Below are 15,721 nucleotides of genomic sequence, written 5' to 3' on the forward strand. Positions count from 1 at the left end.
ATTCAAAGAATTCGATAATCCATGTACTTAATATACGATACAGAGACAACCGGTCTTCCTAAAAACTGGAATGCACCTATTTCTGATTCAGACAATTGGCCGCGATGTATACAAATTGCGTGGCAATTGCATGATGAAATGGGACGATTAATTGAGCATCAAGATTATTTGGTAAAGCCAGATGGTTTTGATATTCCGTATGATTCAGAACGTATTCACGGTATTTCGACCGATTTAGCAACCGAAAAAGGAATTCCTTTAAAAGATGTTTTAGATAAATTTTCTGAAGCTTTAGGAAAAGCTAAATTTATTGTTGGTCAAAATCTAGGTTTCGATATTAACATTATGGGAGCTGAGTTTTACCGTTTAAATTATGAAAATAATTTAACAGAGAAAGCTGTATTAGACACTTGTACCGAAATTACGGCAGGTTTATTAAAACTTCCTGGTGGTCGTGGTGGTCGTTTCAAATTACCAACACTTACAGAGTTACATCAGTATTTATTTGGTGTTCCTTTTGGCGAAGCGCACAACGCAACTGCCGATGTGGAAGCAACTACACGTTGTTTTTTCGAGTTGATTCGTAAACAAATTTTTACGAAAGATGAATTACAAGTTGAGCAAGATTATTTTCAGCGATTTGCAGAAATCAATCAAACCAATATTCAGCCAGTTGGTCTAAATCATATCAACCTCAAAAAAGCGTCAGAAGCAATTGCGAAAGCAAAAGCAAAGCAAGGAGGCGATGATGAAATTGTAGAAATTTCGGAAGAAGTTTTAGAGCAATTCGAAAATGCAAAATTTGCACATTTACATAATCACACCCAATTTTCTATACTTCAATCAACTATTTCGGTTAAAGATTTAGTTTCGGCGGCATCCAAAAATAAAATGCCTGCTGTTGCAATGACAGATCATGGAAATATGATGGGTGCGTTTCATTTTAATGCAGAAGTTCAAAATCACAATAAAGCTGCAAAAGAAAAAAATGAAGAATTAATTGCAGATGGAAAAGAGCCGACAGAAGTTATTATAAAACCAATTATTGGTTCAGAATTTTTTGTCTGCGAAAATCATTTAGATAAAACAAAAAAAGATAATGGTTATCAAATTGTTGTTTTTGCGAAGAATAAAAATGGTTATCATCATTTAGCAAAAATGGCGTCAAAAGCGTACACAGATGGTTTTTATTATGTGCCGCGAATTGATAAATCGGTTATCGAAAAATACAAAGAAGATTTAATTATTTTGTCTGGAAATCTACAAGGAGAAATTCCAAATAAAATTTTGAATCTTGGAGAAAAGCAAGCCGAAGATGCGTTGCTTTGGTGGAAAGAACAGTTTGGAGAAGATTTTTATATCGAATTGATGCGACACAATCAAGAAGATGAAAATCGTGTAAACAAGACTTTAATTGCTTTTGCCAAAAAACACGATGTAAAAATCGTTGCGACAAATAATACATATTACATCAACCAAGAAGATTCTAATGCACATGATATTTTGTTATGTGTGCGCGATGCCGAAAAGCAATCAACGCCAATTGGTCGTGGACGTGGTTTTCGTTTCGGATTACCAAATCAAGAATATTATTTTAAGTCAGAAGCGCAAATGAAACACTTGTTTCAAGACGTTCCAGAGGCTGTGATTAATATTCAAGAAATTGTAGATAAGATAGAAGATTACACACTTTATCGTGATGTATTACTTCCAAAATTTGATATTCCAACAGAATTTATTCATCCAGAAGATGAGTCAGATGGAGGAAAACGTGGTGAAAATGCTTACTTAAAATACCTGACATTTGAAGGTGCAAAAAAACGTTATCCCGATTTAACAGACGAAATAAAAGAACGTTTAGATTTTGAATTAGCAACAATCGAGAAAACGGGTTATCCGGGTTATTTCTTAATTGTACAAGATTTTATTGCAGCCGCACGCGCCATGGATGTTTCTGTAGGTCCGGGACGTGGATCGGCAGCAGGATCGGCAGTTGCGTATTGTTTGTGGATTACCAATATAGATCCAATTCAGTACGATTTACTTTTTGAGCGTTTCCTTAATCCCGATCGTGTATCTATGCCCGATATCGATATCGATTTTGATGACGAAGGTCGATCATTGGTAATGGATTATGTAATTGATAAATATGGCTCAAGCCAAGTTGCGCAAATTATTACCTACGGAACGATGGCTGCAAAATCATCAATTCGTGATACTGCGCGTGTTTTAGATTTACCATTATTTGAAGCGGATAAAGTGGCAAAACTTATTCCGAATATGAAGTTGGCTAAAATCTTTAATTTAGATGATAACGCCTTAAAAGGTGCTTTAAGAACTGAAGAATTAGAAGCCGTAAACGAATTAAAACGTTTATCAGTCGGAAACGATTTAGCGGCAGAAACTATTCAGCAAGCCAAAATATTAGAAGGTTCGTTACGTAATACAGGAATTCACGCTTGTGGAGTAATTATTACGCCCGACGATATTACGAATTTTGTGCCTGTAACAACAGCAAAAGATTCGGATTTATATGTAACACAATTTGATAACTCGGTTGCAGAAAGTGCCGGATTATTAAAGATGGATTTCTTGGGATTAAAGACATTAACTTTAATTAAAGACACCATCAAATTAGTAAAAGCAAGAACAGGAATAGAAATTGATCCGGATACAATTCCGATTGATGACGAAAAAACATACGAACTTTTCCAGCGTGGCGAAACAGTTGGTGTTTTTCAGTACGAATCTGCCGGAATGCAGAAGTACATGAAAGATCTTCGACCAACAGTTTTTGGTGATTTAATTGCCATGAATGCTCTTTATCGTCCGGGTCCTATCGAATATATTCCATCATTTGTTCGCCGTAAAAATGGTGAAGAACCAATAAAATATGATTTGGATGCGATGGAAGAATATTTGTCTGAAACCTACGGAATTACAGTTTATCAAGAGCAAGTAATGTTGCTTTCGCAAAAATTAGCAGGCTTTTCTAAAGGTGATGCCGATGTTTTGCGTAAAGCGATGGGTAAAAAGCAAAAAGCAGTTTTGGATAAAATGAAGCCAAAATTTGTAGAACAAGCTGCCGAAAAAGGTCACGATCCAAAAGTTTTAGATAAAATTTGGAAAGATTGGGAAGCTTTTGCATCGTATGCCTTCAATAAATCTCACTCTACGTGTTATGCGTGGATTGCCTATCAAACGGCTTATTTAAAAGCGCATTATCCTGCCGAATATATGGCGGCTGTGCTTTCGAATAATATGAGTGATATTAAGCAAGTTACATTTTTTATGGAAGAATGTAAGCGTATGGGATTGGCGGTTCTTGGACCAGATGTTAACGAGTCGATTACGAAGTTTAATGTGAACGAAAATTACGAAATTCGTTTCGGAATGGGCGCGATAAAAGGTGTTGGACAAGCAGCCGTAAATGCAATTGTATCAGAAAGAAACGAGAATGGACCTTTTCATGATGTGTACGATTTTGTGAAACGAGTTGAGTTGAGAACGGTAAACAAAAAAACCATCGAAAATTTAGTTTTAGCGGGAGGTTTTGACCGATTTGAATTTCATCGTGGACGTTATTTTTATATCGAAAATACAACGACTAATTTAGAGAAATTAATCAAATACGGAGGAAATTATCAAGAACAAAAAAACTCATCTCAAACCTCTTTATTTGGCGGTTTTGGTGATGATGAAAATTCGATAGACGATGTTGTTCCAATTCTTCCAGATTGCGAAAACTGGAATATGTTGCAACGTTTGTCAAAAGAAAAAGAAGTTGTCGGAATTTATATTTCTTCACATCCTTTGGACGATTTTAAACACGAAACGCGCATGGTTTCTAACATGACTCTTTCTGATTTAAAAGATAACGAGGATAAACATGTAGGGAAAGATATTTCTTTGGCTGGTATGATGACAAATATTCAGCATCGTATAGCAAAAAATGGAAACGAATTTGGAAGTTTTACATTTAGCGATTATACCGATACTTATGATATTGTTTTATTTGGCGAAGATTATTTAAAATACCGTCATTTTTTACAAGAAAATATGTTTTTAAATCTTCGGATTAATTTTAATAAACGAGAGTTTAAAGACAAAGATGGTAATGTGACAAGCAGTCGTGTATTTACTAAAATCATAAAAATGCAACTGTTAAGCGAAGTAATCGAAAATCAATCGGATAAGATTACGGTTAATATTGAAATAAATGAGTTTACTGAAGAAATTTTCAGTAAATTGTCCGAAATTATATTCAAATATCAAGGCGAAAAACCTTTGAAATTGAAGTTAATTGACTCGGTCGAACATTTAAATAATGTCGATTTTGTCGCCAATAAAATTCGTGTTAATATTTGTCGAGATTTGTTAAAAGAACTAGATGAATTACAAGAAATATCGTTTAAACTGAATTAATTATACGTTTAATCTATTCGGCAATTGAGAGATTATATCAAACGAGTTTTTAAAAAATGAATTTTTGTGTAGATTTGTAAAATTATTAGATAGATAAAAATAAAAAATTATGGCATTAGAAGTAACAGACGCATCATTTGCATCAGATATTATCGAGTCTGGAAAACCAGCAATGGTAGATTTTTGGGCTGTGTGGTGTGGTCCATGTAGAATGGTAGGTCCAGTTGTGGAAGAGCTAGCTGCAGAATACCAAGGTAAAGCAGTTGTAGGTAAAGTAGATGTAGATACAAACCAAGAAATTGCAGCGAAATACGGAATTCGTAATATTCCTACAATTTTATTCTTCAAAGATGGTGAAGTTGTAGACAAAGTTGTTGGTGTTGTACCAAAAGAACAATTACAAGAAAAATTAAACGCGATTTTATAATTTTTTTAAATCGTTGATTTTGAAATAAAAGAATCTCGGAACTAAAATTTCCGAGATTTTTTTTGAAAAAAGTTTAGGAAAGTTCAGAATTACATCTATATTTGCAATCCGAAAACAATACGTTTTTTGATCCGGTAGTTCAGCTGGTTAGAATACTTGCCTGTCACGCAAGTGGTCGCGGGTTCGAATCCCGTCCGGATCGCAAAAAGTTCGTTCTTTAACAAAATATATTTTTTATAAATTTCTGATCCGGTAGTTCAGCTGGTTAGAATACTTGCCTGTCACGCAAGTGGTCGCGGGTTCGAATCCCGTCCGGATCGCAATTTTTTAAAAGATTAATAAAAAATATATTCATTTATAATTTTTGATCCGGTAGTTCAGCTGGTTAGAATACTTGCCTGTCACGCAAGTGGTCGCGGGTTCGAATCCCGTCCGGATCGCATCTATTTCTTTTTCTATTTTAGAGCGATAAAGAAAATTATAAATAAAAATAAGATTGATCCGGTAGTTCAGCTGGTTAGAATACTTGCCTGTCACGCAAGTGGTCGCGGGTTCGAATCCCGTCCGGATCGCCAACTTTTATAGCTTCACAATTTTGTGAAGCTTTTTTTATGCTTTGTTGTCACGTAAACTTTACCTTTAAAATCATAACTCAACTTCATCAAATGAATCATATTTATCTTGTAAATGCTTTGGTAACGGATACGGACGGAAAAATGCTTGCTGTTAGAAAAAAGAATTCAATTTATTTTCAGATGGTAGGAGGAAAGCGCGAGAAAGACGAAGAATTATTGGATACGCTTCGTCGTGAGTTTTTAGAGGAAATTAATGTAGATATACTCGCTCACGAAGTTTCTTTTCTAGGTAAACACGATACATTGGCCGTAAACGAAGAAAATACAAAAGTACATGCAAATGTGTTTCATGTAAAATTGAATTCGGTAGAAGCGATAAAAATAGCTTCTGAGATAGATGAAATGGCTTGGATAACCAAAGAAACGTACAGCGATTATAAATTAGCTCATTTATTAGAAGAATTTAGTTTACCAATTTGGTTGGAAATGGAATTTTAGGAATCTAAAATAATGGAAAAGAAAAAAGTCAGAAATATTTTTCTGACTTTTTTTATGGAATAGTGTAACGTTTTCTTTTTTTGTATACTTACTATTTAATACTAAAATGAATAAAGATGAAATCTATTTGGGAAGCAAATGTAGAGAACACAGTAATTAGGGTAGAAAATAATTGGTTTTCTGGAGAAAAATTATTTATAAATAACGAATTACAAGATTCTCAGGTTAATTACTTTTCGATGCCACGTTTAAGTGGTCATTTTAAAAATGAGAAAGGTGAGCGTATATTAATTAAAGCAAACATTATACAAGGTTTTTTAGGAATTGATTGTATTGTTTTTGTAGATGATAAACAAGTGCCTTTAAAAAAAGTAATATAAACCGTTTTGAAAGCAAAGCAAACCGAATTTCTACTACTTATTGAGCAACATAAAGGGATTTTACATAAAGTCTCTAAAATGTATATGGATGATAAGGAAGATAGAAATGATTTGGTTCAGGAAATTGTTTTGCAATTGTGGAAATCTTTTGAACGTTTTGAAGGAAATTCTCAATTTTCGACTTGGATGTATCGTGTTTCTTTAAACACGGCTTTAACTTATTTTAAAAAAGAAAAGAAGAAAACCGATCGGTATACTTTTTTGGATAATGTAGATAAACTTGATGAGTCGGATACAAACGAAAAAGAAACGCAATTGGATTTGTTTTACAAAGCAATACATGAGTTGAATAAAGTAGAAAAGGCATTGATTTTTTTATTTTTAGAAGGACAAAATCACAAAGAAATTAGTCGAAATCTTGGAATATCAGAAGTTAATGCACGAGTAAAATTGAATAGAACAAAAGAAAAATTACAAAACATCATAAAAACTTACGGTTATGAATTTTGATGAATTAAAAAAACAATGGAATAATCAGTCTTCGGATGAAGTGAAGATAGATTCGGAAGTAAAACAAAAAGCAAATACAGTTATTGATAATGTAAGAGCTGTAATGAAAAAAGATTTCTTTTTTCAGTTAACATCTTTTCCAATGTTATTGATTTATCCTTATCTTTTTGATGCAAATACAAATTTAGTTTGGTGGGTTATTGCTTGTTTTTTTGCAACAATGATAGTCCCATTTGTCTATATTTTTAGATTTTACAATAGGTCTTATCGTTTAGATTATAATTCGCTCAAAAACATAAATTGGTTTTATTATAACTACAAATCGTCCATCGATATTTACAGTATATATTCATACATTGTTTTTATTTTGATTATTATGTTTTTAGGAATTGTTTATATCCAAAAAAACACCTTTTTACATTTTGAAAGTGCGCTTTTATTGTGGATTTATATTATTTTGACTCTTGTAATTTACGCAATAGTATGTGTATTTATACTTAAATGGTGGATTAATAAATTGTATAAAAAACCATTATTAGAATTAGAAAATATTTTAAATCAATTAGAAGAAGAATAAAAAAAAGAGCAACTTTATAGTTGCTCTTTTTAGTTTTGATACGGAATATCTAGTTTGAATTCTATTTTTTTTGGTTGATTATTTCGTAAAATTTCAATCGTAATTGTTTCATATTCGTGTTCTCTCATAAAATTTTCAATATCGCTTAAACTCATTTTTTCAACCTTTTTATGATTTAATTTGATGAGTTGATCATTTGCTTTTAAACCCGCTAATTCGGCATTAGAATTTTTCCGAACATGTTCTATTTTATACACAGGTTTCAAAACAATTTGGTAATTCATTTTTTGAGTTAAACCAATGTTTTCTTTTTCTGTAGAATTATTGCTTTTATAATTCATTGTGATTTCAGAATTATCCCACTCAAAACTATCGTGTACAATTGTTAAACCACTTCTGTTATAATGAAAAGCATCATCATAATTTTTATTCGGTTTGTAATAAAACTTGTTCCGATTATAATCTAAAATAATGGTAAAACGGCGTAAAATTTCATTTCCGATAGAACCTTTTCGTTCATTTTTTACATTAATAAATTGGATAGAATTTGGATCTGGAATAGCAATTAATGGATTTTTGAATGTAGATTTTCCCAAAGAAACTTGATTAATTGTTCCTCTTTCGCCACTTACTGTTCCATTAAAACCTCTGCCAAGTTCATCAAAAAAAACTTGATTTGGTTGTGCTAAATCATCAAACTGAGTTTTAAATAACCACAAACCGTCGCTATTTCCGATATCAACTAACATTTTTTGTTGTAAATATTCTTTCTGATGAGAAAAATCTATACGAACAAAAGGTTTTTTTTCGGGACTAATTTCTAATTCATTAACTGTATATTTTTTGAGTTTTTTATTGTTTTCTAACGTTTTATAAATGGTAATTTTCTGTTTTACGTAATCTATTTTGATGGGATAATTTCTAAAAAATTCGTAGCCAATAATTCCATGTACATCAATTCCTAAGCGAGAAAAAAGGTTAAATTTTTCATCTTGAATAACCACAATTGGAATTTTGAAAGAAAAATAATTTCTACCAATTGTCAACATATTACTCGACGAATAGTATCCAATTGTACCTTCTCCGGTATTTCCTAAACCTTTTAGATTAATTTGTTTGAGTGTTTTATGGTCTAAAGCATCATTAAATTGACTCAGTAAAATGGTTTCTCGAAGGCCAGAATCAACAATAAAATTCATTTTGTGACCATTTAAATTAACTGGAATCACAACCAAATTTTTGATTAATTGAAAAGAAATCGTTTCAGATTTTACATTGTCTGATAATTGTAAACCAATTTCTTGAGCAGAAATCAACGTACTATTTATAAACACAAAAAGGATAAAGTAAATTTTCGATTTCATAATAAAAATTTAGTATTTATTAAATTTATGTAAAAAAATGATTAGAATATTGGTTTATTCTTAAATATTCGAAATAAACTTTAACAAGTTGTTGTGGATTTGTTGTGAGTTTTGAGTTTTAAATTTCTCTAAACTTGAAACATTATTTAATCTACAATCAAAACTATACTTTATGGCAAAAATTTATCTTCTTTTTCTATTTATTTTATCTTTTGCAAATGCGCAAGATTTTAAGAAAGATACAATTCAATTGAATGAAACGATTTTGTATGATAAATCTAAATTTAAGTTGAAACGTGTTGGCTCGGATACCAAAACAAAAGCAGTACAAATAGGTTTAGAAGTGTACATTGATCTTTTTAAAGATTCGATTCCTCAGTTTATTAAAGAAATTGCAATTCCATTAAATGCGCCTAAGAAAGAGTACACTTTTCAACGGTTAAATTTTAATTTTAGTGAGTTAATTAAAGAAGATTCTATTGTTTTAAAAGTTGATTTGTTTACAAATAAAGAAGGTATTCCTGAAAAATCATTACTTAATAATCCGTTTGAAATTGTGATTAAAAAAGAAGACCAAAACGACAATATATTTACGTTAGATTTAAGAAATTATAAAATAAAATCTCAGGGAGATTTTTTTATAAAAGTAGAGCTATTGACTAAATCGGATAAACCAATTTATTTTAGTGGAGCATTGCTTGCAAAATGTTTGTACCGAGCTAAGGATTCAGACAAATGGAGAAAAACACCTTTAGGTCTTACACCATCTATAAACGCTGATATTCTGATTAAGAAATAAAAGTAAAGCCGAACAATTAGTTCGGCTTTTTATTATCTTGCTTTTCCCCAACCCCAAGGTGCGGGCGGTGTTTTAATTTCTTTTGTTAAATCAAAAAATACATTGAATTGATTTTTTGATCCTGCTTTTTGCAAATTATAACTAAAAACGTTGTCGTCTAACGTAATCCACCAAATATTTGTTGAGGCATAATCAATCAGATTTGCTGTTTCTTGATCTGCTGGAAAGGTCTGGAAGTCTTTGAAACCATAATTTGTATTTGTTCCACCATAATAAGTAATCGAATCTGAAGTTCCGTCTTCGTGGCGATGATCGTGTTTTAGCGTAATGATTCCATCATTTTTCGTTAAAACCCATGTTCTCGAATAATTATCTCCAACATTGAATGGAATTTTTATTTCGTTTTCTGAACAACTTTTTACATGCATGGTTAATTTTTTTCCAGCAAAATCATCGCGTTTAATATGTTCTGCTAATTTACCTTCGTATGCTTTACCACAATGTTTTTCTAGATTTTTCCAGAAAATATCCGAAGGTTTTTCGGTTTGTGCAAAAAGTGGTGAACATCCAATTAAAATGTAACCAAGTTGTAAGAATTTTTTCATCATAAATAGTTTTCAAATAATTTCAGAATTTTTAAAGATAGCGTTTTTAATAGTATTGCTAAAAAGTAGTATTGCTAAAAATTAAATCAAATAAAAAATCCTCGCTTGTTCAGGGCGAGGATATATAGTTAAGTGTGTTGTTTTTTCAAATAAAAAATCTAAATTAAAATTAATTAATATCTATAATATTCTGGTTTAAATGGTCCTTCAACCGGTACACCAATGTAGTCTGCTTGTTTTTGAGATAAAACTTCTAACTCTACACCTAATTTTGCTAAATGTAATTCAGCAACTTTTTCGTCTAAGTGTTTTGGTAAAGTATAAACTTCATTTTTGTAAGCATCAGCATTCGTCCATAACTCGATTTGAGCTAATGTTTGGTTTGAGAATGAGTTTGACATTACAAATGATGGGTGACCAGTTGCAATACCTAAGTTTACTAAACGACCTTCTGCTAAAATAATAATATCTTTTCCGTTGATATTGTACATATCAACTTGTGGTTTGATTTCGATTTTTGTAGATCCATAAGTATTGTTTAACCAAGCCATATCGATTTCATTATCAAAATGTCCGATGTTACAAACAACAGTTTTGTCTTTCATTTTCTCAAAATGCTCTGCACGTACAATACCAAAGTTACCAGTTGTTGTAATAATGATATCAGCATTTGCAACCACTGTATCTAATTTTTTAACTTCGTAACCTTCCATTGCAGCTTGTAAAGCACAAATAGGATCAATTTCTGTAACTGTAACAATTGCTCCAGCTCCGCGGAAAGATTCTGCTGTACCTTTACCAACATCACCAAAACCACAAACAACTACACGTTTACCAGCAATCATTAAATCTGTTCCACGACGAATCGCATCAACAGCAGACTCACGACATCCGTATTTGTTATCAAATTTAGATTTTGTAACCGAGTCGTTTACATTAATTGCAGGCATTGGTAATGTTCCTTTCTCCATTCTTTCGTAAAGACGGTGAACACCAGTTGTTGTTTCTTCTGATAATCCTTTGATCTCAGCAACTAATTCTGGGTAACGATCAATCACCATATTCGTTAAATCTCCACCATCATCTAAAATTAAAGTTAATGGTTTGCGATCTTCTCCGAAGAATAATGTTTGCTCGATACACCAATCGAATTCTTCCTCATTCATCCCTTTCCAAGCATACACAGGAATACCAGCAGCAGCAATTGCAGCAGCAGCATGATCTTGTGTAGAAAAAATATTACATGAAGACCATGTAACATCAGCTCCTAAAGCAACCAACGTTTCGATAAGTACTGCAGTTTGAATTGTCATGTGTAGACAACCCGCAATGCGAGAACCTTTCAACGGTTGTGCCGCTTTATACTCTTCACGGATAGCCATTAGCCCTGGCATTTCAGCTTCGGCCAACGTAATTTCCTTTCTTCCCCATTCAGCTAAAGAAATATCTTTAACTTTGTATGGAATGTATTGCGTTTTTGTATCCATCAATTGATATATTTAACTAACTTTTATTTTATAAAGTTTATAAGCAACAAATTTACAAACTAATTTACGATTATAAAAATGCCAGTCATCGATTATATAAACGATCAAAAACATACAAGGATAATTACTTGGGAAGTAAACGAAAACAATGATGATTTGTTAGCGTATTTACAGTTAGAAGAATATAGAATGACGAAGTACCAAAACCTTCGTCCAAAGCAGGCGCGCGAGTATCTTGGTTTACGCGCATGTCTTAAAAAGTTGGATTTAGATTATGATGTAAATTATGATGAAAAAGGAAAACCTTTTTTACCAACTAACAAAGAAATTTCTATTACACATTCTTACGGAAAAGTAGCTGTTGGCGTTAGTGAATATAATATTGGGATAGATATAGAATTGGCTCGACCAAAAAAAATTCTAAATATTAAACACAAATTTGCACGCAAAGACGAACAAGATTGGATTCCGAAAGAGCAAGAAATAGAATTTTTGCACATTATTTGGGGAATAAAAGAAGGTTTGTATAAGTTGAATGGCGGAAATTTATGGAATTTCTTAAACCATTATCGTGTAGAAGAATTTGAATTAATCGAGAATAATCAAATTGTTTGTTGGATTTCTGATGACGTAAAAAGCAGAAAATATCATGCATTTTACAAATTAGTAGAAGATCATTATTTGATTTGGGTTTTAGATTATGAATAATTTTATTGATTATATCGTAGAGCCCTATAAAAGTTATTCTACACTACAAATTATATTAGAAATTATTGCCGCATTTTTTGGTGTTTTATCTGTTTATTACACTAAAAAACGAAATATTTTAGTTTATCCGACCGGTATTTTATCCACGTTTTTATACATCTATTTGTTTTTTTCGTGGGGATTATATGGCGAAACGTTAATTAATCTTTATTATACATCAATGTCGGTTTATGGCTGGGTTTTGTGGAGTAAACAAACCGAAAAAGATCATTTGCATGTAGATGTTTCTTGGGCAAAAAAGACGGATTATTTAAAATCGTTGGGATTATTTTTCGGAACATTTATTTTTATTTTAGTGCTTTATCATTTTCGACCAATAATTGATGGTTTTAAAAATATAATTGAAATTGATACTTTAATTTGGAGTTATAAACCAGTCGATTTTATAGATGCAACAAGCACAGGTATTTTTTTGATTGGAATGTGGTTGATGGCTAAACGTAAAATAGACAATTGGTATTTCTGGATTTTGGGCGATATTATTATGATTCCGTTATTAATTTATAAAGGATATGCCATTTCATCTTTTCAATATTCAATCTTTTTAATACTTGCAATTCAAGGACTTTTTGAATGGAAAAAGAGTGTTAAATAATTACCAAAAATTAGTGATTTTTTAGAAAATTAAAATTCACTATTTTAGCATGAATAAAATAAATAGAAACTATATTAAATCTAACAATATGATCGAAAATCAACAAATGTATCAAAACCAACTGGTAGCCGAAGCTACAGATGCAGAAAGAGCAACATTTTATAAACACACCTACGGACACGTTGCTGGTGGTGTATTAGTTTTTGTAATTATCGAGTCTTTGATGTTAAAATCAGAACCGTTAGTAAAATTTATGTTAAGCTTAACACAAGGTTATCTTTGGTTGGTATTATTAGCTGGTTTTATGGGAATTACTTGGGTTGCCCAAAAAATGGCTTATGGTTCGGTTTCTAAATCAAAACAATATTTAGGTTACTTTTTATATATTATTGCAGAAGCATTAATTTTTGTTCCGATGCTTTACATCGCGCTAAATTATGGTGGAACTTACGTTATAAAACAAGCCGCAGTAGTTACTGGTGGATTATTTATCGGTTTATCTGCAATTGTTTTTTTAACAAAAGCTGATTTTTCAGTTTTAAGAGGCGCATTAACAATCGGTTTTTTCTTAGCAATTGGTTTAGTTGTTGCAGGAATGTTATTTGGTTTCGATTTAGGATTATGGTTTTCTGTCGGAATGTGCGCATTAGCTGGTGGAGCAATTTTATATAACACACATCAACTAAAATATCAGTTTGGTACACAACAATATGTTGCATCTGCATTATCATTATTTGCTTCATTAATGTTATTATTTTGGTACATTTTAAGAATCTTTATGAGTAGAGATTAAATACGATATAAATAAATTTGTATATTGAACCGTAGCATTTTTGTTACGGTTTTTTTTATTGAAATAAGATGACAGATAGAGAAAAAGAAGATGATAGAATAAAATCTCCTTTCCGTCAAAAAGATTGGAACGAGATTAGAATTAACGATTCTTGGGCATTGTTCAAGATTATGGCAGAATTTGTAAACGGTTACGAAGCAATGTCGAAAATAGGACCTTGTGTTTCTATTTTTGGATCTGCACGAACACCAAAAGGGCATAAATATTATGATTTAGCCGAAGACATTGCTTTTCAGTTAACAAAAATAGGTTTTGGTGTAATAACGGGCGGAGGACCATCAATTATGGAAGCAGCAAATAAAGGCGCACAAAAAGGTGGCGGATCGTCAGTTGGTTTAGGTATTACTTTACCATTCGAAACGTCGTTAAATCCGTACATTGACCGCGAATATGAAATAAATTTTGATTATTTCTTTGCACGTAAAGTAATGTTTGTAAAATACTCGCAAGGGTTTATTGTAATGCCTGGAGGTTTTGGAACTTTAGATGAATTATTTGAAGCCATGACGTTGATACAAACCAAAAAAACAGGTCGTTTCCCAATTGTTTTAGTTGGTACAGAATATTGGTCTGGATTGTTGGATTGGATTAAGAAAACAGTATTAGAAGAAGGTTACATCGCCGAGAAAGATTTAGATCTTTTTAGATTAGTTGATACTGCCGAAGAAGCTGTAACTCACATTAAAAATTTCTACGAAAAATATAATGTTAAGCTTAATTTTTAATAAGCTTATAGTAAACTAAAAAAACCTCATCATTTGATGAGGTTTTTTTTAGAATTATTTATTGATGAGAAAAATACTTATTGAGCTTCTACAGTATATGTTTTCTTATTAAAATTAGCTGTTATTTTATATTTCCCAGCTTTAATCGTAATATTATCTCCATTTTCTTTTAATACACCTGGCGTGTCTGAACCTCCGTAGTTAACAGCATAATTTGGATCATTATTTAATCTGAATTTAAACATACCGTCTTTAACAGTTAATGTTGTAGACCAAGCATCGATAGTACCATCATACGTTAATTTTGTATCTGGACCACCCCAACCGTTTGGTGTTGCATCACCAACTAATCCCCACGTAAATTTTTCAATTTTATAGGTTAAATTCGTTAAATCCATTGTGATTTTGTAAGAACCAAGCTCTGGGATATTGATGTTTTTACCACCTTTGTCTAATTTATTATCTACAGGTTCGTTGTCACCGTAATCAAGTTCCCATTTATTGTCTTGTCTGAATTTAATTTGTGATACACCATCTTTATTAAATTCAGTTACATTGATATAAGCGACATAAACATTGGTAACATCGGTTTTCCAGAAAGGAATATCTTTTTTTCCTCCCCAATCTGACAAATCTCCAACAACACCCCAATTTGTAGATAAATCTGTAGGATAAGGTGTGATAGAAATTGAATTGATATTCGAAATTAATTGCTGAGAACCCGGTGTACCAACAGAAGAAACAATTCTGTACTCAAAATCGCTTTGTACAAATGGTTCAGCACCCATGTCAATTGCAGTTGCATTTAATTCTTTTACAGAAATATCTGCAGTAATTTCACTAGTAGAAATAATTACTTTTGTTTTCTCAAAATTAGTTCCTTTTACAGCAATTTGCACTTCATATTTAGGTGGAGTCGCAATGCCATAACTTGCAGCAGCCCATTTAAAAGTTACTGCATTTTGTGCTGCATTTTCTTCCAATAAAATCAAATTATTAGATGTTGGAGCATCTGCAACTGGTGCAACAAAAGTTGCAGGATCTAATTGAATGATAGAATCATCTTCGCTACAAGCACTTAACGTAAAAATACTTGCACATGCTAACGAAATATATTTAATAAAATTTTTCAT

Annotated in this window: 15 protein-coding genes and 4 tRNA genes; 15 read left to right on the forward strand and 4 right to left on the reverse strand. The window is 31.7% G+C overall.

The genetic code is table 11. The features are described from left to right. Positions 1 to 21 precede the first annotated feature (21 nt). The 10 genes from dnaE (at position 22) to BM072_RS05460 (ending at position 7,392) form a co-directional block, all read left to right on the forward strand. On the forward strand, positions 22 to 4,425 hold the full coding sequence (dnaE, locus tag BM072_RS05415; protein WP_092907340.1) for a DNA polymerase III subunit alpha: 4,404 nt from the start codon (positions 22 to 24) through the stop codon (positions 4,423 to 4,425). Between the two features lie 109 nt (positions 4,426 to 4,534). Continuing rightward, positions 4,535 to 4,852 carry a thioredoxin gene (gene trxA / locus BM072_RS05420; RefSeq protein ID WP_092907342.1) on the forward strand — a complete coding sequence of 106 codons (318 nt, stop codon included), beginning with the start codon at positions 4,535 to 4,537 and terminating at the stop codon, positions 4,850 to 4,852. A 128-nt stretch (positions 4,853 to 4,980) separates the two neighbouring features. Beyond that, positions 4,981 to 5,054, forward strand: a tRNA-Asp gene (locus tag BM072_RS05425). Positions 5,055 to 5,098: 44 nt separating this feature from the next. Then, positions 5,099 to 5,172, forward strand: a tRNA-Asp gene (locus tag BM072_RS05430). 46 nt (positions 5,173 to 5,218) lie between these two features. Beyond that, positions 5,219 to 5,292, forward strand: a tRNA-Asp gene (locus tag BM072_RS05435). Between the two features lie 58 nt (positions 5,293 to 5,350). Next, a tRNA-Asp gene (locus tag BM072_RS05440) sits at positions 5,351 to 5,427 on the forward strand. A gap of 90 nt (positions 5,428 to 5,517) precedes the next feature. Further along, entirely contained in the window at positions 5,518 to 5,925 is a 408-nt protein-coding gene (locus tag BM072_RS05445) for an NUDIX hydrolase (protein WP_092907344.1), read from the forward strand. Between the two features lie 116 nt (positions 5,926 to 6,041). Further along, complete coding sequence (locus BM072_RS05450; RefSeq protein ID WP_092907346.1) at positions 6,042 to 6,305, forward strand: hypothetical protein; 264 nt, start codon at positions 6,042 to 6,044, stop codon at positions 6,303 to 6,305. Positions 6,306 to 6,383: 78 nt separating this feature from the next. Beyond that, positions 6,384 to 6,815 carry an RNA polymerase sigma factor gene (locus BM072_RS05455; RefSeq protein WP_245752066.1) on the forward strand — a complete coding sequence of 144 codons (432 nt, stop codon included), beginning with the start codon at positions 6,384 to 6,386 and terminating at the stop codon, positions 6,813 to 6,815. After that, complete coding sequence (locus BM072_RS05460; RefSeq protein WP_092907350.1) at positions 6,805 to 7,392, forward strand: hypothetical protein; 588 nt, start codon at positions 6,805 to 6,807, stop codon at positions 7,390 to 7,392. Before BM072_RS05455 ends, BM072_RS05460 begins: the two co-directional genes overlap by 11 nt. 29 nt (positions 7,393 to 7,421) lie before the next feature. On the opposite strand, the gene BM072_RS05465 is transcribed toward BM072_RS05460, so the two are convergent. Beyond that, positions 7,422 to 8,756 (reverse strand): aspartyl protease family protein, encoded by a 1,335-nt coding sequence (locus tag BM072_RS05465; protein WP_092907352.1) that lies wholly within the window; start codon positions 8,754 to 8,756, stop codon positions 7,422 to 7,424. 172 nt (positions 8,757 to 8,928) lie between these two features. On the opposite strand from BM072_RS05465, the gene BM072_RS05470 reads away from it, so the two are divergent. After that, positions 8,929 to 9,555 carry a hypothetical protein gene (locus tag BM072_RS05470; RefSeq protein WP_092907354.1) on the forward strand — a complete coding sequence of 209 codons (627 nt, stop codon included), beginning with the start codon at positions 8,929 to 8,931 and terminating at the stop codon, positions 9,553 to 9,555. Between the two features lie 32 nt (positions 9,556 to 9,587). Here the strand turns inward: BM072_RS05470 and BM072_RS05475 are convergent, their stop codons facing one another. Next, complete coding sequence (locus BM072_RS05475) at positions 9,588 to 10,160, reverse strand: hypothetical protein (protein WP_338061007.1); 573 nt, start codon at positions 10,158 to 10,160, stop codon at positions 9,588 to 9,590. A 173-nt stretch (positions 10,161 to 10,333) separates the two neighbouring features. Then, positions 10,334 to 11,647 carry an adenosylhomocysteinase gene (gene ahcY, locus BM072_RS05480; protein WP_092907358.1) on the reverse strand — a complete coding sequence of 438 codons (1,314 nt, stop codon included), beginning with the start codon at positions 11,645 to 11,647 and terminating at the stop codon, positions 10,334 to 10,336. Positions 11,648 to 11,725: 78 nt separating this feature from the next. On the opposite strand from ahcY, the gene BM072_RS05485 reads away from it, so the two are divergent. From BM072_RS05485 to BM072_RS05500, 4 genes are all read left to right on the forward strand, one after another. Further along, positions 11,726 to 12,355: a 4'-phosphopantetheinyl transferase family protein gene (locus BM072_RS05485; protein ID WP_092907360.1), complete on the forward strand. Its 630-nt coding sequence runs from the start codon at positions 11,726 to 11,728 to the stop codon at positions 12,353 to 12,355. Beyond that, positions 12,348 to 13,010, forward strand: coding sequence for a nicotinamide riboside transporter PnuC (pnuC, locus tag BM072_RS05490; protein WP_092907362.1), 663 nt, complete (start codon positions 12,348 to 12,350; stop codon positions 13,008 to 13,010). Before BM072_RS05485 ends, pnuC begins: the two co-directional genes overlap by 8 nt. Before the next feature lie 49 nt (positions 13,011 to 13,059). Further along, positions 13,060 to 13,803: a Bax inhibitor-1/YccA family protein gene (locus BM072_RS05495; protein WP_245752061.1), complete on the forward strand. Its 744-nt coding sequence runs from the start codon at positions 13,060 to 13,062 to the stop codon at positions 13,801 to 13,803. Positions 13,804 to 13,871: 68 nt separating this feature from the next. Further along, positions 13,872 to 14,588, forward strand: coding sequence for an LOG family protein (locus BM072_RS05500; protein WP_092907364.1), 717 nt, complete (start codon positions 13,872 to 13,874; stop codon positions 14,586 to 14,588). 77 nt (positions 14,589 to 14,665) lie between these two features. Here BM072_RS05500 and BM072_RS05505 read toward each other — a convergent pair whose 3' ends face one another. Continuing rightward, positions 14,666 to 15,721, reverse strand: a complete 1,056-nt coding sequence (locus BM072_RS05505; protein ID WP_092907366.1) for a SusE domain-containing protein — start codon at positions 15,719 to 15,721, stop codon at positions 14,666 to 14,668.

The organism is Algoriella xinjiangensis (genome assembly GCF_900115015.1).
GTDB lineage: Bacteria > Bacteroidota > Bacteroidia > Flavobacteriales > Weeksellaceae > Empedobacter > Empedobacter xinjiangensis.

Coding starts and splice junctions, on each gene's coding strand:
- pnuC (WP_092907362.1), top strand. CDS start 12,348: ATGAATAATTTTATTGATTATATCGTAGAGCCCTATAAAAGTTATTCT.
- BM072_RS05500 (WP_092907364.1), top strand. CDS start 13,872: ATGACAGATAGAGAAAAAGAAGATGATAGAATAAAATCTCCTTTCCGT.
- BM072_RS05455 (WP_245752066.1), top strand. CDS start 6,384: ATGTATATGGATGATAAGGAAGATAGAAATGATTTGGTTCAGGAAATT.
- BM072_RS05495 (WP_245752061.1), top strand. CDS start 13,060: ATGAATAAAATAAATAGAAACTATATTAAATCTAACAATATGATCGAA.
- BM072_RS05470 (WP_092907354.1), top strand. CDS start 8,929: ATGGCAAAAATTTATCTTCTTTTTCTATTTATTTTATCTTTTGCAAAT.
- BM072_RS05505 (WP_092907366.1), bottom strand. CDS start 15,721: ATGAAAAATTTTATTAAATATATTTCGTTAGCATGTGCAAGTATTTTT.
- ahcY (WP_092907358.1), bottom strand. CDS start 11,647: ATGGATACAAAAACGCAATACATTCCATACAAAGTTAAAGATATTTCT.
- BM072_RS05475 (WP_338061007.1), bottom strand. CDS start 10,160: ATGAAAAAATTCTTACAACTTGGTTACATTTTAATTGGATGTTCACCA.
- BM072_RS05445 (WP_092907344.1), top strand. CDS start 5,518: ATGAATCATATTTATCTTGTAAATGCTTTGGTAACGGATACGGACGGA.
- BM072_RS05485 (WP_092907360.1), top strand. CDS start 11,726: ATGCCAGTCATCGATTATATAAACGATCAAAAACATACAAGGATAATT.
- dnaE (WP_092907340.1), top strand. CDS start 22: ATGTACTTAATATACGATACAGAGACAACCGGTCTTCCTAAAAACTGG.
- trxA (WP_092907342.1), top strand. CDS start 4,535: ATGGCATTAGAAGTAACAGACGCATCATTTGCATCAGATATTATCGAG.
- BM072_RS05460 (WP_092907350.1), top strand. CDS start 6,805: ATGAATTTTGATGAATTAAAAAAACAATGGAATAATCAGTCTTCGGAT.
- BM072_RS05450 (WP_092907346.1), top strand. CDS start 6,042: ATGAAATCTATTTGGGAAGCAAATGTAGAGAACACAGTAATTAGGGTA.
- BM072_RS05465 (WP_092907352.1), bottom strand. CDS start 8,756: ATGAAATCGAAAATTTACTTTATCCTTTTTGTGTTTATAAATAGTACG.